The sequence below is a fragment of the Paenibacillus lutrae genome, from assembly GCF_009757775.1.
GTDB classification, from domain to species: Bacteria; Bacillota; Bacilli; order Paenibacillales; family NBRC-103111; genus Paenibacillus_F; species Paenibacillus_F lutrae.
The window spans coordinates 39,708-60,275 of the sequence record NZ_RHLK01000007.1 but is presented as its reverse complement, the minus strand read 5'-3'; the positions used below and the strand labels follow the sequence as shown (position 1 = coordinate 60,275).

Sequence of the window (20,568 nt, the reverse complement as noted above, 5' to 3'; positions counted from 1 at the left end):
CGTCATGAGGAAAACGTTGCTCTTTATTTTTGCACATCCGGATGATGAATCCTTTGCCTGCGGAGGCACAATGGCCAAATACGCAGACCAGGGGCATGCCGTCCATCTCGTATGCGCTACATCCGGCTGCAAAGGAAAGACCGGCGGGTACACGTTTACCTGCCGGGAGGAAGTTGCCCGTTTCCGGGAAAGTGAACTTCAGCTGGCAGCCGGCGTGCTCGGTCTTCAGGAGGTTTGCTTCTGCCGTTACCCGGACGGAGGTCTGGCTGAGGTCGATGAAGATGAGCTGGCTTCGCATATAGCGGATCTCATCTTGAAGCTTCAGCCGCAGCTCATCGTAACGTTTCCCCCGGACGGAGTAACCGGACACCCGGATCACATTGCCGTCTCGAAAGCGGTGCTGGCTGCGGCAATCCGGACCGAAAGCAGCCTGGAGACCGCGCCGGATCTGTACTATGTCTCCATTCCGAATTATTATGACCACTGCGGAGACTATGGTCCGTCCGAACGTTGTCCGATTACGGCACGCGTAGACATTTCGGAATTCCGCAGCCGTAAAGGAAAGGCGCTTCAAGCGCATAAAAGCCAGGTTTTTTCGGTCAACCGGGCCTACCCGGGCGTGATGAACGGAGATTACTCCGTGATTGGAAGCTGCGAATACTTCACCCTGGTGCGCCGGCACGGGCAGCCTGTCGGCCATAATGGCTGTGCCGGTGAAATTCCGGAAATCGATCTGGTCTGATCCTTCAGCGGATTCGGCGGTTCCTAACCCCAGTTCTCCCAGTGATTTAAGGAGAATTGGGGTTGTTTGCTGTATGTTTTGCACATTGCTGTGCGCATTGCTTTGATTTCCTTGGCTTAATCCGGTACACTTAGGGATAAACTTTATGGAACTCACGGACGAGGTTCAAACAAAATCAGCCGGTTCCGGACCGGCTCTGAGGTGGATTACTTGACTCATTCTTATAATAATGTCGTACTGTTCCCCAAAACATCGGCCGCTTACGAGAAGCAGATGACGCTTATGCTGGAACAGGAAAATTACGAAGAGGCTGCCCGCCTGCTCCGCTATCTTTTACAATTTTCGCGTGACGATTCGGACAAACAGGCCCAGTGGAGGGCACTTCTTCAATGGCTGGAAACCATGTTTCCCGAAACGATTTTCGAAGATGGATTAAAGGCGGACGACGAAGACCTCGAATTAACCGAAGAAGATCTTATGAGACAATCCGTATCCGATAAATCAGCGGAAGGCCGTCAATATGTCGGCCGGCTTCTTGATATGCTTGAGGACAGGCAAGATATGGAACGCCAGATGATCGCACTGGAACAGCTTGCTTATGCGGATGATCCGCGGATCGACGAGTTTCTCAAAGAGTGGCTGCACACGGCGGAGAATCACCCGTTCATTCAGTTCCGCGCCCTCCAAGTGCTTAAACAGCGGGAAGTTAAGGGCCCTGCCGTCCTTGCTCGCAAGGGTGACAAAATGGTGATCCGGATCGAAGACACTCCGCTTAAACTCGAAGAATTTCCGGAGAAGATCCGGGAGATGCTGTACCGGGTTCAGCAGCTCAGCGAAAACGACCAGCCGGATTTCGGCTTTTTTGCGGAGCAGACTTGGCTGGAATTCCTGAAGACGGTCTACGGAACCGAGGTTTACGCTGCCATGAGCGCCTCGACCGAGGAAGAGGTAGACGCATGGGCCTGCGCGCTGCATGGGGTTCTGCTTCAGACGTTGTACGGGGAAGCAGGCCGTGAAGAGCTTCTTGAACAATATGGAATTACGGCCGGAACGGTCGGCAAATGGACAGAAGCTTACGGCTGTCTCCACTCTTTTATGCGGACATTTTTCACAGGAAGTTAAAAATCGGCGATTCATTCGATTCTCTTGAAAAGACAAGGTTTTGTGTTATACTAGAATGGTTATAATGGCCGGTAAAAGGGTTTTTCTGCATTTTGCAAGGTCAGAACGTGAAAAAATACTTGTCAGGGTACATTTTTGGAGGGGAAAGCATAAAATGAAAGCAAGCTGGGAAAAAATAGAGAAGAACACTGCCGTTCTTGATATCGAAGTGGAAGCGGAGCAAGTTGCAGAAGCACTCGATAGAGCATTTAAGAAAATCGTATCGAAAGTAAACGTTCCGGGATTCCGTAAAGGTAAAGTGCCCCGTTCTATTTTCGAGAAGCGTTTTGGCGTTGAAAGCTTGTACCAGGACGCACTGGACATCATTCTGCCAGAAGCTTACATGCAAGCTGTGCAAGAAACGGGCATCGAGCCTGTTGACCGTCCGGAAGTGGACGTAGAACAATTCGGCAAAGGCCAAACTTTGAAATTCAAAGCGAAAGTAGCCCTGAAGCCTGAAGTGGAACTTGGCGAATACAAAGGCCTGGCTGTTCCTGCTGTCGACAGCACTGTATCTTCGCAGGAAATCGACGAAGAACTGGAACGCCTGCAGCAAAGACACGCTGAGCTCGTTGTTGTTGAAGAAGGCGCAGCTGAGAACGGCGACATCACGATCATTGACTTTGAAGGTTTCGTGAACGGTGAAGCATTCGAAGGCGGCAAAGCGGAGAAGTACTCTCTTGAACTGGGATCCAACAGCTTCATCCCTGGTTTCGAAGAGCAGGTTGTCGGGATGGTTAAAGACGAAGAGAAAGACATCGAAGTCAACTTCCCGGAAGAATACCACTCCGAAGAGCTTAAAGGTCAAGCGGCTTCTTTCAAAGTTAAGCTGCATGACATCAAACGCAAGAACCTGCCTGCACTTGACGATGAGTTTGCTAAAGACGTTAGCGAATTCGATACGCTTGAAGAGTACAAGCAGGATATCGCGAAGAGCCTGGAAGAGAAGAAGAAACAGGATGCAGAAGTGGGACGCGAAACGGCTGTTGTCGAGAAAGCCGCTGCTAATGCGAACGTTGAAATTCCGGCTTCCATGATCGAAACTGAACTCGATCAGATGGTAGGCGAGTTCGAAAGACGCCTTCGCATGCAAGGCATGACACTCGACCTGTACTTCCAATTCTCCGGCCAAAACGTGGACGTGCTCAAATCTCAAATGAGAGAAGATGCAGAGAAACGCGTTCGCAACAACCTGGTTCTTGAAGCCATTGCTGCAGCTGAGAAAATCGAAGCATCCGATGAAGATGTGGATGCTGAACTTGCACGTCTTGCTGAGCAGTACCAGAAGACTGTTGAAGAGCTGAAATCAATCTTTGAAGCTAATGGCAGCCTCGAAGGCATCAAGCAAGATCTGGCTGTTCGCAAAACGGTTGACTTCTTGCTAGCTAACAGCACAGAAGAGAAAGAAAAAGCGGCAAAGAAAGAACCAAAAGCAAAAAAAGCAGCAAAAGAGGAAGCTAAGGAAGAAGCGGCTGAGTAATCTCTCCTTTTTAAACACCTTATGAACTCGACAAAAGCTGTATAATAGGACACATACAGGGCACGTACTCCAAAGCGTGCCTTTGTTTTACCCGGAAACAGGCAAAGAAACAAATTTGCAACGCGCCTGTCCCAAATATGACTTTACCTTTCAAACATGATAAAATGGAAGGTAAGTACCCCGCAAAGGAGTTGGTCCAATGAGTCTTATCCCTATGGTTGTGGAGCAAGAAGCCCGTGGTGAGCGTTCTTACGACATCTATTCTCGCCTGCTCAAAGACCGGATTATCTTTATCGGCAGCGCGATTGATGATGACGTGGCTAACCTGGTCATTGCCCAACTGCTGTTTTTACAGGCGCAGGACGCTGAGAAAGATATTCACGTATACATTAATTCTCCGGGTGGGTCTGTAACGGCCGGTCTCGGAATTTACGATACGATGCAGCACATCAAACCGGATGTGTCGACGATCTGCGTCGGCATGGCAGCAAGCATGGGTTCCCTGCTGCTGACCGCCGGTGCGAAGGGCAAGCGTTTTTCGCTTCCTAACAGCGAAGTAATGATTCACCAGCCGCTTGGCGGTGTAAGAGGTCAAGCCGCGGATATCAAAATCCATGCGGATTGGATCATCAAGACGAAGCAGAAGCTCAACGATATTTACGTGAAACATACCGGTCAACCGTACGATAAAATCGATCGTGATACGGATCGTGATAATTTCATGAGCGCAGAAGACGCGAAAGCTTACGGTCTGATCGACGAGGTCATCACTCGAAGCGACCTGAAATCATAAAGGAGTGATCCAATGTTTAAATTCAACGATGAAAAAGGTCAGTTGAAATGTTCTTTCTGCGGAAAGTCCCAAGATCAGGTTCGCAAGCTCGTTGCCGGCCCGGGAGTCTACATTTGCGATGAGTGTATCGAATTGTGCACGGAAATCGTTGAAGAAGAGCTCGGCCATGAAGAAGAGCTGGATCTGAAGGACATTCCGAAACCGAAAGAAATCTGCACCATTTTGGATCAATATGTAATCGGCCAGGATCAGGCGAAAAAATCGCTCTCCGTCGCTGTTTACAATCACTATAAGCGCATCAATTCCCAAAGCAAGATTGAAGATGTCGAGCTTCAAAAGAGTAACATTATCCTCGTGGGTCCTACCGGTAGCGGTAAGACGCTTCTGGCTCAAACCCTTGCGAAGATTCTGAATGTTCCTTTTGCGATTGCGGATGCGACTTCCTTGACCGAAGCCGGTTATGTGGGCGAGGACGTGGAGAACATCTTGCTCAAGCTTATTCAAGCGGCGGATTATGACGTGGAGAAAGCGGAACGCGGCATTATTTATATCGATGAAATCGATAAAGTGGCGCGCAAATCCGAGAACCCGTCCATCACACGTGACGTTTCGGGCGAAGGCGTGCAGCAGGCACTCCTCAAAATTCTTGAAGGCACGGTAGCTTCTGTTCCTCCGCAAGGCGGACGCAAGCACCCTCATCAAGAATTTATCCAGATCGATACGACGAACATTCTGTTCGTGTGCGGTGGCGCCTTTGACGGATTAGAGCAAATCATCAAACGCAGAATTGGTAAGAAAGTCATCGGTTTCAGCTCAGACGGTCTCAAAACCGACCTGAAGCCGGGCGAATACTTGTCCATGGTTCTGCCGGAAGATTTGTTGAAATTCGGTCTTATTCCGGAATTCGTAGGCCGTCTGCCAGTTGTCTCCACTTTGGAGCCTTTGGATGAAGCTGCGCTTGTCCGTATTCTGACCGAGCCTAAGAATGCGCTTGTGAAGCAGTATCAGAAGCTGCTTGAGATGGATAATGTCAAGCTTGAGTTTGATGCTGAATCACTGGACGCTATCGCTAAGGAAGCCATCAAACGTAACACGGGCGCACGTGGACTGCGTGCCATCATAGAGAGCATTATGCTTGATGTCATGTTCGATGTTCCAACCCGTACCGATGTAACGAACTGCATGGTTACGAAAGATTCCGTTCAGAACAAGCTGTCACCTGTATTGTCCTCGAATGAAGGTCAATCTGATAACAAAAAAGAAGAAAGCGCCTGATTGGAAGTCCGTTTCCATAATCGGCTGCTCATACTATAAAGGTACCGACAGCCTCCAAGCTGCCCGGCTCTGGCTGCCCGCTTCATAATAGAGGCCGGGATAGCCGGCTGTGCGGTTCTGGAGGATGTTTGGTTCATGGGAGAGAAGACACGCATGTTTCACAGAAAGGATACGAGACCGGTACGCGTCGGAGATTTGACAATCGGCGGCAGTGATGAGGTTATCATTCAGAGTATGTGTACGACGAAAACGGCGGACGTGAAAGCAACCGTGGCGGAGATCCACCGTCTGGAAGAAGCCGGATGCCAGCTCGTTCGCGTGACCGTCAACAATAAAGAAGCCGCGGAGGCTGTCAAGGAAATCAAGAAGCAAATTCATATTCCGTTGGTTTCGGATATTCACTTCGATCATCGGCTTGCTCTGTCTGCCATTGAGAACGGGATTGATAAAGTAAGAATTAACCCGGGCAACATCGGCCGCAGAGAGAAAGTCGAAGCGGTTGTGAAAGCCTGTAAAGAACGCGGGATTCCAATCCGTATCGGAGTGAATGCAGGTTCCCTTGAGAATCATCTGCTGGAGAAGTACGGTTACCCGACTCCTGAAGCGATGGTGGAGAGCGCATTGTTCCACATTGGTATCCTGGAGGAGCTCGATTTCCATGATATCATTGTGTCTCTGAAAGCATCCGACGTGCCGATGGCTATAGCGGCTTACTCGCAAGCGGCTCAGGCTTTCAACTATCCCCTGCATTTGGGGATTACGGAAGCAGGCACGCTTTTCTCGGGTACCGTCAAAAGCGCGGCAGGCCTAGGAGCGCTGCTGAGCATGGGCATCGGTTCCACGATGCGTATTTCACTCAGTGCCGATCCTGTAGAAGAAGTAAAGGTAGCGCGTGAGCTCCTTAAGTCCTTCGGACTTATTACGAACGCAGCAACCTTGGTATCTTGTCCGACTTGCGGACGTCTGGATATCGACTTGTTCTCCATTGCCAATGAAGTGGAAGCTTACATTGCGAATATCAAAGTGCCGATCAAAGTTTCGGTGCTCGGTTGTGCCGTTAACGGCCCGGGCGAAGCGCGTGAAGCCGATATCGGAATCGCGGGAGCAAGAGGGGAAGGGCTGCTTTTCCGTTACGGGGAAATGGTCCGCAAAATTCCTGAAGCCGAACTGCTCAGCGAGCTGAAGAAAGAAATCGACCATATCGTGGTGGAATATGAACGGACCGGGGAAATTCCGGGACGTAAAGAGCATCAGGCACGCCATGGTATGCCGATCACTTAACCCTTGCAAGAGGCGACGCAAAAAGTCACGATTCAGTGTTCTGAATCGTGACTTTTTTGCGTGCTTGGAAGGGTCCCGCTCTGGGTAAGGTAGGAGGTAACGCCATCACGGATCCCGTGAGCAATTTGCCGTTGGCCTGTAGGGTCAGTCATCCGGGTGCGGTCTTCGACATTCGTGATGAAGCCGACCTCTATGATGACGGAAGGGCATTTCGTTCTTTTTAGTAAATAATAAGTTTTACCCACCATAGGCATAAACGAGGTCCGGGTAGTACTGTTAAGGTGTTCTTGCAGCTGCGTTGCCAGTAATAAACTGCCGGGGTTATTCTGGTGGAGAACAATAGGCCCTTTCTTGGACCGGTTTAACGCGGAATTAACGTGCAGGGAGATAAGAATTTTGGGCTTAATGTCATTGGCCATCTGCATCCGCTGAGCAAGATCACGAATATGGCGGCTGCGGGTATTCAGCCATTTGTTATCATCGCTGAGAGCATAGTCTTTATCCCGGTTTAGAACGACGCGGTACCCTTGTTGAGTGAGGGCCGTATACGTCTGTCTGGCAATAGCGAGATTAATATCCTTTTCAAGCAAACCGCCATGAACAGCGCCGCCGTCAATTCCGCCGTGCCCGACATCGATCAGCACATCAATATCGGAGAGAGTATGCTGAGGGGCTTTTTTGGTTAAAACCGGTGTTCTCTCCGGTTCGGGCTTTGAGAAGGACGCAGAGATGGCCGAAGCGTCTCCGGTTCTAGGGTTCTTATCAGCAGAGGCTGCCGGCTGGGAAGCCAGAGGTGCATCTGCCTGCTCCCGCAGGCCTCCGGCCTTTTCTCCGCAGGCTCCGGTAATAATCAGTGCCGCGGGAAGCAGGACCACGCAAAGCGTTTGCAAGACGGACTTGTTGAACATTCATGCCCATCCTTTCTGATTGGATCGATTATTCTTAGCATTCGCTAAATCTCGAAGCTCATTCATATTTGCCGGAAAACATTCCGAAATGATGATTATTCCGCTCAAGGAGGGGAATACTGCCATATAGGAGATCGGACCGGAAAGGAATGGAGACGATGGATATGAGCCTGAGTATGATATTAATGTTGATTCAAGTGTTTTTTGCTGTTGTCATTGGGATGTACTTCTGGAATTTGCTGCGTAATCAGCAGACGAACCGGTCTGCGGTAGATAGAGAGTCCAAGAAAGAGCTGGAGAAGCTGAGAAAGCTGCGCGCCGTCTCTCTGACGAAGCCTTTGGCCGAGAAAACCAGGCCCTCTAGCATGCAGGATATTGTCGGTCAAAAAGAAGGCCTCAAAGCGCTTAAAGCCGCATTATGCGGTCCCAATCCGCAGCACGTTCTCATCTACGGCCCTCCGGGTGTAGGGAAAACGGCGGCTGCGCGTGTCGTGCTGGAGGAAGCCAAGAAGAACCCGCAATCTCCTTTTCGCAGTGAAGCCAAATTTACGGAAATAGATGCAACGACGGCGCGTTTTGACGAACGCGGTATTGCCGATCCTTTGATCGGATCTGTTCACGACCCGATTTATCAGGGAGCGGGCGCAATGGGCGTTGCCGGTATCCCGCAGCCCAAGCCGGGCGCAGTTACGAAAGCCCACGGAGGGATTTTATTCATTGATGAAATTGGAGAACTGCATCCGATCCAGATGAATAAATTATTGAAAGTGCTGGAAGACCGCAAGGTATTCCTGGAAAGTGCCTACTATAACTCGGAAGACAATAACATTCCGAACTTCATTCATGATATATTCCAGAATGGACTGCCGGCGGATTTTCGTCTCGTTGGTGCTACGACCCGCACACCTAACGAAATTCCTCCCGCTATCCGTTCCCGCTGCATGGAAATTTTCTTCCGCCCCCTGTTGCCGGATGAAATCGGAGAGATTGCAGCCAATGCTTTAACCAAAATCGGCTTTCCAGTTAATGAATCCGCGATCGAAGTTGTGAAGCGGTATGCGACAAACGGCCGGGAAGCGGTGAATGTTATCCAGCTTGCAGCTGGAATCGCCATGACCGATAAGCGCGAGGATGTGACGGCAGCCGATATCGAATGGGTCGTGAACAGCTCTCAGATTCCTCCGCGTCCGGAGCGGAAAGTGCCTTCGGAGCCGCAGGTCGGTTTTGTAAACGGGCTAGCCGTATATGGCCCCAACCTGGGAACCTTGCTGGAACTTGAGGTTATCGCAATTCCAACGATCAAGCCGGGAACCGGAACTTTTAATATCACCGGTGTGGTTGACGAAGAAGAGATGGGCGGGGGAGCGCGGACGATTCGCCGCAAGAGCATGGCTCGCGGTTCCGTTGAGAATGTGCTGACTGTGCTCAAACGTCTGGGTCTGAAGACGACTGATTATGACCTGCATATCAATTTCCCCGGCGGGACTCCTATTGACGGTCCTTCGGCTGGCATTGCGATGGCAACGGCAATCGCTTCGGCTATTCACGGAATTCCCGTGGACAACAAGCTGGCTATGACGGGAGAGATGAGCATACACGGGAAAGTAAAGCCTGTCGGAGGGGTCGTTCCCAAAGTAGAGGCGGCATTCCAGGCGGGGGCTACCCGGGTGCTTATACCGAAGGAGAACTGGCAGGAGATGTTTGCGGATCTGCCGGAGCTGGAAGTGATTGCAGTCGAATCCATCGAAGAAGTGATGTCTCTTGCACTTGGCATCCAGACAGGCGGTAATGTCATCCCGCTATCCGCCTTCAGCGAGCAGATGCTGTCGGGGTCGATGCCCATTCTTCATGCGGGGCCGACAGACGGTGCAGAACCTTCAAAGTCGTAATACCGTCTCCGGGCAGAAGCGGCTTTCGGCAGGGGGAACCTTTCCGGAGGCTGTTTTTTGCCCAATTGGTGTTTTGTGTACAATTTTGTTAAAATGTTATCTACAGATAAGGACCCTCATTAAAAATAGGGTTACCTTATAATCGAAAAGGAAATTCCCGCCAGTAAAAAGTGGAGGTGTCGGAACATGGGGCCTAATAAAACGCGGACACGCCGCCTGCCGTTGTTGCCTCTAAGAGGCCTGCTCGTCTATCCGAGCATGGTATTGCATTTGGATGTAGGCCGGGAAAAGTCGGTCAAAGCCTTGGAAAAAGCAATGATCGATGACAGCATGATATTGCTCTGTTCCCAAGCCGAAGTGAATATAGAAGAGCCTGCCAAGGAAGATATTTACCGGGTGGGTACGATTTCGAAGGTCCGTCAAATGCTGAAGCTTCCGAACGGAACTATTCGTGTGCTTGTAGAAGGAGTTGTCCGGGCGGAGATTGCCGAATATATCGCCAACGACGAGTTCTATGAAGTGAATGCGAGGGAACTGCCGGAGGAAGAAGTAAACGATGCGGAGATTGATGCGCTGATGCGCACCGTGCTGAATCAATTCGAACATTATATTACGCTGTCCAAGAAAGTTACGCCTGAGACGCTGGCCGCTGTTTCCGATATCAATGAGCCGGGCCGTCTTGCTGATGTGATCTGCAGTCATCTTTCTCTTAAAATCAAAGACAAGCAGGAAATTCTCGAAACGGTGGAAGTCAGAAGCCGCCTGGAAAAACTGCTGAATATCTTGAATAACGAGCGGGAAGTTCTGGAGCTCGAACGCAAGATTTCCCAACGGGTCAAGAAGCAGATGGAGAAGACACAAAAAGAATATTATCTGCGCGAGCAGATGAAGGCGATTCAGAAGGAACTTGGGGATAAGGAGGGCCGTGCGGGCGAGATCGAAGAACTGCGCAGCCAATTGGCCGAATCCGAGGTGCCTGAGAATGTTCAGGAGAAGATCGAGAAGGAAATTGACCGTCTGGAGAAAATGCCGTCCACTTCTGCGGAAGGAAGCGTAATCCGCAATTATATTGACTGGCTGCTGGCTCTTCCGTGGACGAAGAAGACGGATGATGATCTGGATATTCATAAAGCGGAAGAAATCCTAAACGCGGATCACTATGGTCTTGAGAAGCCCAAGGAACGCGTGCTGGAATATCTCGCCGTTCAGAAGCTCGTCAAGAAGCTCAAGGGGCCTATTCTTTGCCTCGCAGGGCCGCCGGGAGTGGGGAAAACATCAATCGCACGGTCGATTGCCAAATCGATGAACCGCGAGTTTGTGCGCATCTCCCTGGGCGGCGTCCGCGATGAAGCCGAAATACGCGGTCACCGCCGCACGTACGTAGGCGCTATGCCGGGCCGTATCATCCAGGCGATGAAGCAGGCGGGAAGCGTCAACCCGGTGTTCCTGCTTGATGAGATCGACAAGATGGCGATGGACTTCCGCGGCGATCCGGCTTCGGCCCTTCTGGAGGTATTGGATCCGGAACAGAACAACACGTTCAGCGATCACTTTATCGAAGTGCCGTTTGACCTCTCTAATGTAATGTTCATTACGACGGCCAATGCCATTCACAACATCCCGCGCCCGCTGCTTGACCGTATGGAAGTTCTCTATCTTCCGGGGTACACGGAGATCGAGAAGCTGGAGATCGCGGATACTTACCTGCTGCCCAAACAGAAGCGCGATCACGGGCTCGAGGACGGGCAGATGGTAATGGACCGCGATGCGCTCCTGCAGGTGATCCGTGAGTATACGCGTGAAGCGGGCGTCCGTAATCTGGAGCAGCAGCTCGCTGCCATTTGCCGTAAAGCCGCCAAGAAAATCGTTTCTAATCCGGAGCAAAAAGTGGAGGTTACCGTCGCTTCCGTCAAAGAAGACCTCGGTCCGCCGAAATTCCGTTATAATATGGCGGAGGAGAAGGATCAGATCGGCGCCGTGACGGGGCTGGCCTGGACCGAAGTCGGCGGCGATACGCTCGTCATTGAGGTCACCGTCATGCCGGGAAGCGGCAAGCTGACGCTGACGGGTAAGCTCGGCGATGTGATGAAAGAATCCGCTCAGGCGGCTTTCAGCTATACACGCTCCAGAGCGAGCCAGCTCGAAATCGCACCGGATTTCCATGAGAAGAACGATATTCATATTCATATCCCGGAAGGTGCGATCCCCAAAGACGGTCCATCGGCAGGAATTACGATGGCCACCGCTTTGATCTCCGCGCTGACGAATATCCCGGTCTCCAGCCAAGTGGCGATGACCGGCGAGATCACGCTGCGCGGGCGTGTGCTTCCTATCGGAGGACTGAAGGAAAAGGCGCTTGCGGCTCACCGTGCAGGCATCCGCAAGATACTTCTGCCGATGGACAACGAGAAAGACATCCGGGATATTCCCGAAAGTGTGCGCAATGACCTGACGTTTATCCCCGTCAGTCATATGGACCAGGTGCTTGAACATGCGCTTGTCAAGCCGGTAGACTTGCAGGCCGGTTCAACCAAGGATGAAGCTTAACGCGCCAGGCCTTAAACTACGAAAAGAGTGTGAAACATGAAGGTCAACCAGGCTGAATTTATTATCAGTGCGGTGGGACCCGGACAATACCCGCAGGATGCCTTGCCAGAAATCGCTCTGGCAGGGCGTTCCAATGTCGGGAAGTCTTCCCTGATTAACCGCATGATCTCCCGCAAAAATCTTGCCCGTACCAGTTCACAGCCCGGCAAGACGCAGCAGCTGAACTATTACCGCATTAATAACGACTTATATTTCGTCGATCTTCCCGGCTATGGGTATGCCAAGGTTTCCAAAACCAAGCGTGCCGAATGGGGCAAATTTATCGAGAGTTATCTGCTGAAGCGTGAGACACTTAAAGTGGTCATGCAGTTGGTTGATCTCCGCCATCCGCCTTCCAAAGATGACCAGGCTATGTACACTTGGCTGAAGCATATGAATGTGCCTGTCATAGTGGTCGCTACTAAAGCGGACAAGATCCCGAAGGGCAAATGGCAAAAACACGCCAAAATCATTAAAGACGAGCTGGGGTTTGACCGCTCGGAGCCGTTTGTTATTTTTTCTTCGGAAATGGGTCTCGGCAAGGACGAACTGTGGGAATTGCTCGAATCCGCGATCGGCTGGCAGCAGCCGGGGCAGGCGCTGGAGAGCCCGGATGAATCCGAAGCGAATGAAAAAGTGAGTGAATCGCCGGCGACAGATTGAAGAGGCCGTCCAGATTGAAAGTTTACCCGTCTCTAACGGTAGAGACGGTTTTTTTTATATTTCGGGAACACAACGCTCAGTTGAGCTAAGTCCGTAATAGAAAATAGAAGAAACAAATAGGCAACCATCTCTTGACGTATAAAGCCGGGAACGGTATTCTTTAATTAGATAGTTATCTAAATGTCTAATTAATCGACAATTATGAGTTAACAGGAGGTGATGACGGTGAATGATACGTTCAAAGCCTTATCCGATCCGACACGCCGGCAGATTTTGAAGCTGCTGAAAGCGGGGGATTTATCGGCCGGAGAGATCGCCGATCATTTTCAAATGTCCAAACCCAGCATATCTCATCATCTGAATGTGATGAAGCAGGCTAAGCTCGTGCTGGATGAGCGCAAAGGACAAAGTATCATATACTCGCTTAATACGACCGTCATACAGGATACGCTCGGGTGGCTGATGGAATTTACCCGAAAAGACGAAGGAGGAAAAGAGGATGACAAACCCGGCTCGTAAATTAACAACCTGGTCCTGGAAGGACACGCTTCTGCTTATTATTGCGGCGTCTCCGACTCTGCTTGCCTTATGGGTGTACGAAAGGCTTCCGGATCAAATGGCCATTCACTTCGGTACAGGCGGCCAGCCGAACGGCTATCAATCGAAGCTGTCCTTTATCTTTTTGATTTCACTGCTGAATCTGGCTCTTCCCCTCATGATGAAATGGCTGCTGCCTTCCCTCGATCCCGGACGCAAAAATTACGAGAAGTTCCAAGGTTTTTATGATCTGTTCCGGTTGATGATGACTCTTCTTCTAAGCGGAGCATTCTTCCTCACTCTTTTGTATAACCTGGGGTATGATATCTCGATCGAGATGTGGGTACCGCTCTTCGTAGGAATTCTTTGGATGATTGTAGGGAACTATATGGGTCGAGCACGTCCCAACTATACGTTTGGAATACGTACACCCTGGACTTTAGCGAATGAAGAGGTATGGCGCCGTACGCATAGAATGGCGGGACCGATATGGATGATTGCAGGTATAATCTTTATCGGTGTTTCGCTGATCCCAGCTATCATTCCGCCATGGTTTGCATTCACGGCCGTTGTGTTGAGCATTCTTATCCCTACTATTTATTCTTACCTGTCCTACCGCAAATTATCCCAATCGGATATGTAACCGCCGGTCAATAAGAAAAAGCGTGGTTCACACGCTTTTTTCTGTTTTATCTAAAAGGTGAAGGGGTAAAAAAGAGAAGACAGCTAAAGTTTAACATCTTTACGTGGAAAGTGATGAGTTTGTAAGCCAAACGAAGACTTTTACGGGATGATCCTTGTTTTTTACAGCCAAGCGATCGTTTTTTCTCGTTTTCGCCGGATTTTCATCCTAAGCACGCAGGAATATTAAGCTCGGATGTAGTATACTATGTAGTAGGTAAGATTATAAGGTGTTGTAAAAAATAGAATTGAGGGATTTCCATGGCACAGAGGTTAGCGACTGAATATGTCAAAACCCGCCTGCATTTAACGGAAGCCGAAATGTCCAAATTTGTCCAAATGTTCGCCGATCATCAAGTAACATCCCAGGTCAAAGTTATTGAAAACGGAAACCAGGAATTTGTTTTTCAGGAAGAAGCGGGGGAAGAAATTGTCCTTTCGTTTGAGCGGGTCGGTAAACAGTATATAAGCTCAGGTACCTGCCGTGTGACAAGTCTGCGTTTGACGAATGTACTGCGCAAAGCGATTGCCGAATTCAAAGGATCAGCGGTTGTGAAGCGGATCTATGCTACGTTTGTCATGATTTATACGTATGAACTCGGCAGAGTGGTCAAGATTGTTGAGGTTAAGGGTTCGCATACCAATGTGGTCTTCGAATACCAAGATACACTCGGCCAGCTTGAGAAATTGTTCCGCAGAACAGAGATAGAACGTGAAATCAGCATGATACACGATCAAATCAACCATCTGCTGGATATGAGGAATGAAGTTAGCTGCCTGACGATGAAGCTGGATATTGACAGCCGCCTGACTCAGTTAACCCGCCGATTATTCATTCTGGAAGCTTGATTGACTAACCCAATAAGTGCACCCATATACCATAGAAGAGCCCGGGTAACCGGCTCTTTTTATTTTGCCATACAACCGGACTTGAATCATAAGAAATATTTTGGTACACTGGCTTCGTCTGGAACATATTGTATACAGATCGCTAAGATCAGGAGCTTGCCAAAACTATTTCAGCTTATTCGAAAAAAACTATTGCTTTTCTGGTCAATAGATGTTATTTTTAATCTCGTTGAAAACAATATAGGAACCAGGATTCACTCAGGACATTGAATGTTGCGAGAGATTATTCCCTCGGGAAGTGAATGACGTAGGTCCTAGCGGATGAAATGCAAGAACAATTTTATTCCTAGGAAGGGGGAACCGAGAGATGGAATATTCAACTTTCGGAAGACACGTTGCTGTAGATACTTGGGGAGTAGATTTTGAACTTTTGAACAATGCAGAGTGGTTGCAAGCCCAAATGGTAGATGCAGCGGAAGCATGCGGAGCAACAGTCATGTCTGTTCAGTCCAAACAATTTGAACCACAAGGTGCCACAGTATTGGTATTACTGTCTGAGAGTCATCTTTCCATTCATACGTATCCCGAGAGAGGTTTTGCTGCACTGGATTGCTACACATGCGGTGAAACGGTAGATCCTCAATTAGCTATCGACCACATGATCTCACTGCTTAAGCCGGAGAAGGTCTTTGCTAAGAAGCTGGTTCGCGGAATGGGCGAGTTTGAAGTTGAAACACCGGAAATCAAGCAAGCTGTACTGGTTAAATAAGTCGGGTAAATAAAGAAAATGTTTATATAAAAGCTAGATAACCACGGAGTGTTCTATTCCGTGGTTATTTGTTTGTCGGGGCTCTCATACAATGGTACGGGTCTTAACTACCGGACCTGGAAGGGGAGAGCCGATTGTGCGAAGCCAATTGAAAAAGAAATTGATCGTGGGCTTACTGCTTGCCGGACTACTGGCCTGGCCGCTGACTAGTCTATACGGGTACGCAACCAGGCACGAGGATAACCCGGACGCCGAGCGTCTGCTGTATCAGGTATCTTTGTTTCAGATCGAACTGCTGAATCGTTTCCTGCAGGATTCCGCCCAGCCTATGGATACAAGGCAGCTTGATTCACTCAAACAAACATTGTACTCGGCAAGTTATACGCATGAGAGATTAGTTCTGGCGCTGGGTAAAGATAACGTAAATCCGCTGCACAGCCTTCCTCTGTTTATGCAGTATATTCTTCGCCTGCAGATCGGCGGGGAGCGTGCGCTTAAAGCCGAGGAAAAGAATGTGCTGCAGGAAGCGGCGAAGCTATTCGCCGGGCTGCACGAAGCCTACGGTAAACTGATGGCCTCAAGCGGCAGTATCGTTTCTTCCCAGAGTAAAACCGTGTCGGAAATTGATGAAAAGCTGAATTCGCTTCTGGAGAAAAAGCTTCTCCAATAAACGGTATATCTAGAGGAATCATAGACCACACTAGGCATAGCGACCTTCTTGGAAGCCGAAGCATTCAAAAATTAGTCAAAATATTTGTCGGTAACGAAGGTACGCTATGTTATAATTATTATTGTTAATTGCAAAGAAAGGTAGGTGTGCCCTGTGCATATTGTCGTCGTCGGACTTAATTACCGTACAGCTCCCGTAGCGATTCGAGAGAAGTTCACGTTCACCGAACAAGAACTGTCCGAAGCGCTTTTGGAACTGAAAGAGACAAAAAGCATATTGGAATGTGTTGTCGTGGCCACTTGCAACCGTACAGAAATCTACGCCGTGGTCGATCGCGTACACATTTGCGGGCACTACATCCGTAAGTTTATGGAAGATTGGTTTGAGATTCCGCGTACGGAATTCAACAGCCATCTATATATATATGAACACGACCGGGCGATTGAGCATCTGATGCGGGTAGCCAGCGGTCTGGATTCGATGATTATCGGCGAAACCCAGATTCTGGGGCAAGTGAAGAATGCTTATTATACCGCCCAGCAGCTTGGCGCCACGGGCACGTATTTCAATACTTTATTCAGACAGGCTATTACGATGGCCAAACGGGCTCATTTCGAAACTTCCATCAGCGACAATCCCGTGTCGGTCAGTTACGCCGCTGTAGAACTCGGCAAACGGATTTTTGGCAGCTATGAAGGCAAGAAGATCCTCATTGTCGGAGCCGGCAAGATGAGCGAACTGACCGTTAAGCATTTGTATTCAAGCGGGGCGCAGCGTGTTGACGTACTGAACCGCACGTATGAGCGGGCCCTGGAGCTTGCAGGGAAATTCGACGGAAGAGCTTATCCGATGGAACAGCTGGAAGAACGCCTTACAGAAGCGGATATTGTCATATCCTCCACGGGATCGAGTGATTATGTACTGACGAAGAAACAGCTGCAGTCCGTACTTCCGAAGCGTAAGTCCCGGCCGCTTTTCATGATGGATATTGCAGTGCCGCGTGATTTGGACCCTGAAATTAATGATCTGGCAGATGTCTTCCTGTATGATATCGATAATCTGGAGGCTATTGTGGACAGCCATTTGAAGGAACGTCAGAAAGAAGCGGTCAAGATCGAGGCGATGATCCGCGATGAAATAGCCGCATTCGATCAATGGACCAAGACACTGGGTGTTTCTCCGGTAATTCATGCCCTTCAGGCCAAAGCAAACCTGGTTCACCAGGAAACAATGGAAAGTCTGTTCAAGAAGCTTCCCGATCTTGAAGAGCGGGAAATGAAAGTGATTCGCAAGTTAACGAAGAGCATTGTCAATCAAATGCTTCGCGACCCGATTCTATCCATTAAAGAGATGGCCGGAGAGAAGAAAGGCGAAGAAGCGCTTGAAATGTTTACTAAGATTTTTGCGTTAGAGGAACTTATGGCGGAGCAGGAAAGAGCGGAAGCATTGGCAGATGCGCGCGCCGATGCGGCAGAAGCGGCGCAGGCGCATGCCAAGGAAGAACTTGCCGGCAGCGGATTCAGTCTTCAGCCGGCGCTCGCCCACTCCTGATCTTACGGTTCTCCGAGACAGAGGAAGGAGACAACCGATGGTTACTCGCAGCATCTGGTACGATGCGATTATTTATTTATATGCCCTGAGCCTGCTGTTCTACTTCTCTGATGTTGCGCGCGCGAATCGGAGTGCGAAACAGATAGGAACGGGGCTGCTTTATTTTGTGTGGGTCCTGCAGACGGCTTATCTCGGCTATAGTTTGTATGAGCATCTGGGCCGGTGGGTGTTCTCTATGTTTGAGACCTTATTCTTATTCTCATGGGTGCTGATCACCGCCTCATTGGTCATCAGCCGCTTTTACCGGATTGAGCTTGTGGTGTTCTTCGTAAATTTGTTCGGGCTTGCCGTACTCGCATTGAACTTCTTCAGCGATTCACATGTATCACCGTTAATTGATCAATGGAACATCAATGATGAGCTGCTTTTTATTCATGTATCGCTGGCAGTCGGCAGTTATGCTGCTTATACGGTCTCATTCGTTTTATCCGGGATGTACTTGTTTCTTCACCGCAAACTGAAGCAGAAAAGCTGGACGGCGAGCATGAAGAAGATGCCTTCGCTGGAGAAAATAGAGCGGTATACATATGTTAGTGTAGTTATCGGTACACCGCTTCTTATGCTGGCGTTGTCGCTCGGTGTCGCTTGGGTATTGATTGAGAATAATGTATTTCTGCTGTGGGACACCAAAGTGATTAACTCGCTTCTCGTCTTATGCGCATACGGGTTCTATCTTTTCCAGCATCATTCACTAAGCATATCGGGACCGAAGCTGGCCAAGTGGAATTTAGCCGCCTTTGTCATTGTGCTGCTGAACTTTATTTTGTCGAATGTATTCTCAGGATTTCATAACTGGGAGATGACGGGGGTGGGGCAATGAACCGTGAATATGCGGCAATGCTGAAATTGACCGGCAGGCCCTGTCTAGTCGTTGGCGGGGGGACGGTGGCGGAAAGAAAAATCGCAGCGCTGCTGGAAGCGGGGGCGGATGTAACGGTAATCTCCCCTTCCGTAACGCCTGCGATCCGGTCCTGGGCCGAAACCGGCGGACTGAGCTGGCTGTCGTTTCATTACGGAACTCCAGAAATAATAAAAAATTACGAATTAGAAGGTTCGGAAAAAGATCCGGTTAACAAAGGCGGAACTGTTTTTCCGGACCTCTCTCCATATGTAATCCTATTCGCGGCTACAAATAACCGCGAGGTGAACGATTTGCTCCGGCGCGAAGCGGATAAGCTGGGCAAGTTCGTGAACGTAGCCGATCAGCCCGATACCGGCAATATGACCGTACCCGCGGTTGTTCACCGCGGCAAGCTGACGCTGACCGTGTCTACTTCCGGTGCGAGTCCGGCATTGGCAGCGGAGATACGCCGCGAGTTAGAGAGTGCATACGGGCCGGAGTATGTTCCCTATATGGATTTTCTGAGCGAGCTCAGAGAGACCATGCGCGAACGTATTCCGGATACAAAGAAGCGACAGGAGCTGCTGCGAAGGGTTCCCGCATGGAATGTGCCAGAACGCATCCAAGCAGGCGATTTCGAGAGTTGGCGCAAAGAAATAATGCATATGCTTCAGGAGACTTCCTCTCCGGAAGAGTTCACAGCCGCATACGTTTCGATCGGTTCGTCCTTCGGTAAGGATAGTAATCCGAGCGGAAATGATGGATAATAAAGGATGCATAGCAAACGGCATTAAGATTAGGCCTAGCACTGTGGCCTTAAGCACTTTCCTTACAAGCGAAGGCTTTTAGCAGAAACGGGAGGATATAACTTATGCGTACGATCGTAGTCGGGACCAGACAGAGCGCTCTGGCACTTACCCAAACCAATCAAGTTGTGGATGAGCTCAGAGAGCTTAGCCGGCAGCATGGAATAGAATGTGACTTTGAAATCCGCAAAATTGTGACAAAAGGAGACCGCATTCTGGATGTGATGCTGTCGAAGGTAGGCGGCAAGGGGCTGTTCGTGAAAGAGATCGAACAGGCTATGCAGGACGGCGAGATCGACATCGCCGTACACAGCATGAAGGACATGCCCTTCGAGTTGCCGGAAGGGCTTGTGATTGGCGCTATTCCTCAGCGCCAAGATCCTCGTGACGTCTTGATCACGAAGGGGGAGACTTCTCTGGACGAGCTTCCTCAGGGAGCGCTCGTCGGTACGAGCTCGCTGCGGCGCGCTTGCCAGCTGCAGCACAGCCGTCCGGACCTGCGCATCCAATCGGTCCGCGGCAATATCGATTCGAGAATGCGCAAGCTCGAAACGGAAGGGTTCGATGCGATCGTCCTGGCCGCGGCGGGCCTTCACCGGATCGGCTGGCAGGATCGCATCAACGCCTACGTGCCGGCTGAGTTGTGCGTACCTGCCGTCGGGCAGGGGGCGCTCTGCATTGAGAGCCGGGCGGACGATGAATTCGTGCTGAACCTTCTCGGGAAGTTTCAGCATGAAGATACGGCGCTGGCCGTCCGGGCCGAGCGCAGTTTCCTCGGCAGACTCGAGGGAGGCTGCCAAGTTCCGCTCGGCGCATACGCGACGGTCGAGCACGGAACCGGCGGCGCTCAGCTGACGATTACGGCGATTGTCGGATCGCCGGATGGAGCTGAGCTGCTGAAGGAGACGCTGCGCGGCGGCGATCCGGAAGCGCTCGGCCGGGAAGCGGCGGACAAGCTGATCGCGCGCGGCGCAGACCGCATACTGGCGGAGGCTTATGAGAAACAAGGCGATTGACCAGCCTCTC

19 protein-coding genes are annotated in these 20,568 nt (G+C 50.2%); 18 read left to right on the top strand and 1 reads right to left on the bottom strand.

Annotated features, from left to right (window positions below; translation table 11 throughout):
- The first annotated feature begins 4 nt into the window (after positions 1-4).
- From EDM21_RS13465 to ispG, 6 genes are all read left to right on the top strand, one after another.
- The gene (locus EDM21_RS13465; RefSeq protein WP_157336235.1) at positions 5-742 is read left to right on the top strand and encodes a PIG-L deacetylase family protein; all 738 of its coding nucleotides are present in this window, start codon (positions 5-7) and stop codon (positions 740-742) included.
- A gap of 210 nt (positions 743-952) precedes the next feature.
- Positions 953-1,864 carry a hypothetical protein gene (locus tag EDM21_RS13460; RefSeq protein ID WP_157336234.1) on the top strand — a complete coding sequence of 304 codons (912 nt, stop codon included), beginning with the start codon at positions 953-955 and terminating at the stop codon, positions 1,862-1,864.
- A gap of 154 nt (positions 1,865-2,018) precedes the next feature.
- Entirely contained in the window at positions 2,019-3,383 is a 1,365-nt protein-coding gene (tig, locus tag EDM21_RS13455) for a trigger factor (RefSeq protein WP_157336233.1), read from the top strand.
- 199 nt (positions 3,384-3,582) lie between these two features.
- Complete coding sequence (clpP, locus tag EDM21_RS13450; RefSeq protein ID WP_068774068.1) at positions 3,583-4,176, top strand: ATP-dependent Clp endopeptidase proteolytic subunit ClpP; 594 nt, start codon at positions 3,583-3,585, stop codon at positions 4,174-4,176.
- A 12-nt stretch (positions 4,177-4,188) separates the two neighbouring features.
- Positions 4,189-5,451 (top strand): ATP-dependent protease ATP-binding subunit ClpX, encoded by a 1,263-nt coding sequence (gene clpX / locus EDM21_RS13445; protein WP_068774069.1) that lies wholly within the window; start codon positions 4,189-4,191, stop codon positions 5,449-5,451.
- A gap of 153 nt (positions 5,452-5,604) precedes the next feature.
- Complete coding sequence (gene ispG / locus EDM21_RS13440) at positions 5,605-6,732, top strand: flavodoxin-dependent (E)-4-hydroxy-3-methylbut-2-enyl-diphosphate synthase (RefSeq protein ID WP_157336232.1); 1,128 nt, start codon at positions 5,605-5,607, stop codon at positions 6,730-6,732.
- Positions 6,733-6,764: 32 nt separating this feature from the next.
- On the opposite strand, the gene EDM21_RS13435 is transcribed toward ispG, so the two are convergent.
- Positions 6,765-7,640, bottom strand: a complete 876-nt coding sequence (locus EDM21_RS13435; RefSeq protein WP_157336231.1) for an N-acetylmuramoyl-L-alanine amidase family protein — start codon at positions 7,638-7,640, stop codon at positions 6,765-6,767.
- Positions 7,641-7,804: 164 nt separating this feature from the next.
- On the opposite strand from EDM21_RS13435, the gene lonB reads away from it, so the two are divergent.
- The 12 genes from lonB to hemC all read left to right on the top strand — a co-directional run bounded on the left by lonB (position 7,805) and on the right by hemC (position 20,558).
- The gene (gene lonB, locus EDM21_RS13430; protein WP_157336229.1) at positions 7,805-9,529 is read left to right on the top strand and encodes an ATP-dependent protease LonB; all 1,725 of its coding nucleotides are present in this window, start codon (positions 7,805-7,807) and stop codon (positions 9,527-9,529) included.
- 186 nt (positions 9,530-9,715) lie between these two features.
- The gene (lon, locus tag EDM21_RS13425; protein WP_157336228.1) at positions 9,716-12,076 is read left to right on the top strand and encodes an endopeptidase La; all 2,361 of its coding nucleotides are present in this window, start codon (positions 9,716-9,718) and stop codon (positions 12,074-12,076) included.
- 36 nt (positions 12,077-12,112) lie between these two features.
- Positions 12,113-12,778, top strand: coding sequence for a ribosome biogenesis GTP-binding protein YihA/YsxC (gene yihA, locus EDM21_RS13420; protein WP_157336227.1), 666 nt, complete (start codon positions 12,113-12,115; stop codon positions 12,776-12,778).
- Between the two features lie 219 nt (positions 12,779-12,997).
- Positions 12,998-13,297, top strand: coding sequence for an autorepressor SdpR family transcription factor (locus tag EDM21_RS13415; RefSeq protein ID WP_157336226.1), 300 nt, complete (start codon positions 12,998-13,000; stop codon positions 13,295-13,297).
- Entirely contained in the window at positions 13,278-13,958 is a 681-nt protein-coding gene (locus EDM21_RS13410) for an SdpI family protein (protein ID WP_157336225.1), read from the top strand. The genes EDM21_RS13415 and EDM21_RS13410 overlap by 20 nt, the downstream gene beginning before the upstream one ends.
- A 299-nt stretch (positions 13,959-14,257) precedes the next feature.
- On the top strand, positions 14,258-14,845 hold the full coding sequence (locus tag EDM21_RS13405) for a non-ribosomal peptide synthetase module (RefSeq protein ID WP_157336224.1): 588 nt from the start codon (positions 14,258-14,260) through the stop codon (positions 14,843-14,845).
- 367 nt (positions 14,846-15,212) lie between these two features.
- A complete protein-coding gene (gene speD, locus EDM21_RS13400; protein WP_068774076.1) occupies positions 15,213-15,614 on the top strand; it encodes an adenosylmethionine decarboxylase in 402 nt (133 codons plus the stop codon).
- A gap of 136 nt (positions 15,615-15,750) precedes the next feature.
- Positions 15,751-16,284, top strand: coding sequence for a hypothetical protein (locus tag EDM21_RS13395; protein ID WP_166541999.1), 534 nt, complete (start codon positions 15,751-15,753; stop codon positions 16,282-16,284).
- Between the two features lie 153 nt (positions 16,285-16,437).
- Positions 16,438-17,835 (top strand): glutamyl-tRNA reductase, encoded by a 1,398-nt coding sequence (gene hemA, locus EDM21_RS13390; RefSeq protein WP_166541998.1) that lies wholly within the window; start codon positions 16,438-16,440, stop codon positions 17,833-17,835.
- 37 nt (positions 17,836-17,872) lie between these two features.
- Positions 17,873-18,715 carry a cytochrome c biogenesis protein gene (locus tag EDM21_RS13385; RefSeq protein WP_157336222.1) on the top strand — a complete coding sequence of 281 codons (843 nt, stop codon included), beginning with the start codon at positions 17,873-17,875 and terminating at the stop codon, positions 18,713-18,715.
- Positions 18,712-19,503, top strand: coding sequence for a precorrin-2 dehydrogenase/sirohydrochlorin ferrochelatase family protein (locus EDM21_RS13380; RefSeq protein WP_157336221.1), 792 nt, complete (start codon positions 18,712-18,714; stop codon positions 19,501-19,503). Before EDM21_RS13385 ends, EDM21_RS13380 begins: the two co-directional genes overlap by 4 nt.
- 104 nt (positions 19,504-19,607) lie before the next feature.
- Complete coding sequence (gene hemC / locus EDM21_RS13375; protein WP_157336220.1) at positions 19,608-20,558, top strand: hydroxymethylbilane synthase; 951 nt, start codon at positions 19,608-19,610, stop codon at positions 20,556-20,558.
- The last annotated feature ends 10 nt before the right edge of the window (positions 20,559-20,568 follow it).

Excerpts from the sequence above, each read along its gene's own strand:
- clpP (WP_068774068.1), top strand. The coding sequence starts at position 3,583 with ATGAGTCTTATCCCTATGGTTGTGGAGCAAGAAGCCCGTGGTGAGCGT.
- EDM21_RS13410 (WP_157336225.1), top strand. The coding sequence starts at position 13,278 with ATGACAAACCCGGCTCGTAAATTAACAACCTGGTCCTGGAAGGACACG.
- ispG (WP_157336232.1), top strand. The coding sequence starts at position 5,605 with ATGTTTCACAGAAAGGATACGAGACCGGTACGCGTCGGAGATTTGACA.
- lon (WP_157336228.1), top strand. The coding sequence starts at position 9,716 with ATGGGGCCTAATAAAACGCGGACACGCCGCCTGCCGTTGTTGCCTCTA.
- yihA (WP_157336227.1), top strand. The coding sequence starts at position 12,113 with ATGAAGGTCAACCAGGCTGAATTTATTATCAGTGCGGTGGGACCCGGA.
- clpX (WP_068774069.1), top strand. The coding sequence starts at position 4,189 with ATGTTTAAATTCAACGATGAAAAAGGTCAGTTGAAATGTTCTTTCTGC.
- EDM21_RS13385 (WP_157336222.1), top strand. The coding sequence starts at position 17,873 with ATGGTTACTCGCAGCATCTGGTACGATGCGATTATTTATTTATATGCC.
- speD (WP_068774076.1), top strand. The coding sequence starts at position 15,213 with ATGGAATATTCAACTTTCGGAAGACACGTTGCTGTAGATACTTGGGGA.
- hemC (WP_157336220.1), top strand. The coding sequence starts at position 19,608 with ATGCGTACGATCGTAGTCGGGACCAGACAGAGCGCTCTGGCACTTACC.
- EDM21_RS13415 (WP_157336226.1), top strand. The coding sequence starts at position 12,998 with ATGACGGTGAATGATACGTTCAAAGCCTTATCCGATCCGACACGCCGG.
- EDM21_RS13405 (WP_157336224.1), top strand. The coding sequence starts at position 14,258 with ATGGCACAGAGGTTAGCGACTGAATATGTCAAAACCCGCCTGCATTTA.
- EDM21_RS13465 (WP_157336235.1), top strand. The coding sequence starts at position 5 with ATGAGGAAAACGTTGCTCTTTATTTTTGCACATCCGGATGATGAATCC.
- EDM21_RS13380 (WP_157336221.1), top strand. The coding sequence starts at position 18,712 with ATGAACCGTGAATATGCGGCAATGCTGAAATTGACCGGCAGGCCCTGT.
- lonB (WP_157336229.1), top strand. The coding sequence starts at position 7,805 with ATGAGCCTGAGTATGATATTAATGTTGATTCAAGTGTTTTTTGCTGTT.
- tig (WP_157336233.1), top strand. The coding sequence starts at position 2,019 with ATGAAAGCAAGCTGGGAAAAAATAGAGAAGAACACTGCCGTTCTTGAT.
- EDM21_RS13435 (WP_157336231.1), bottom strand. The coding sequence starts at position 7,640 with ATGTTCAACAAGTCCGTCTTGCAAACGCTTTGCGTGGTCCTGCTTCCC.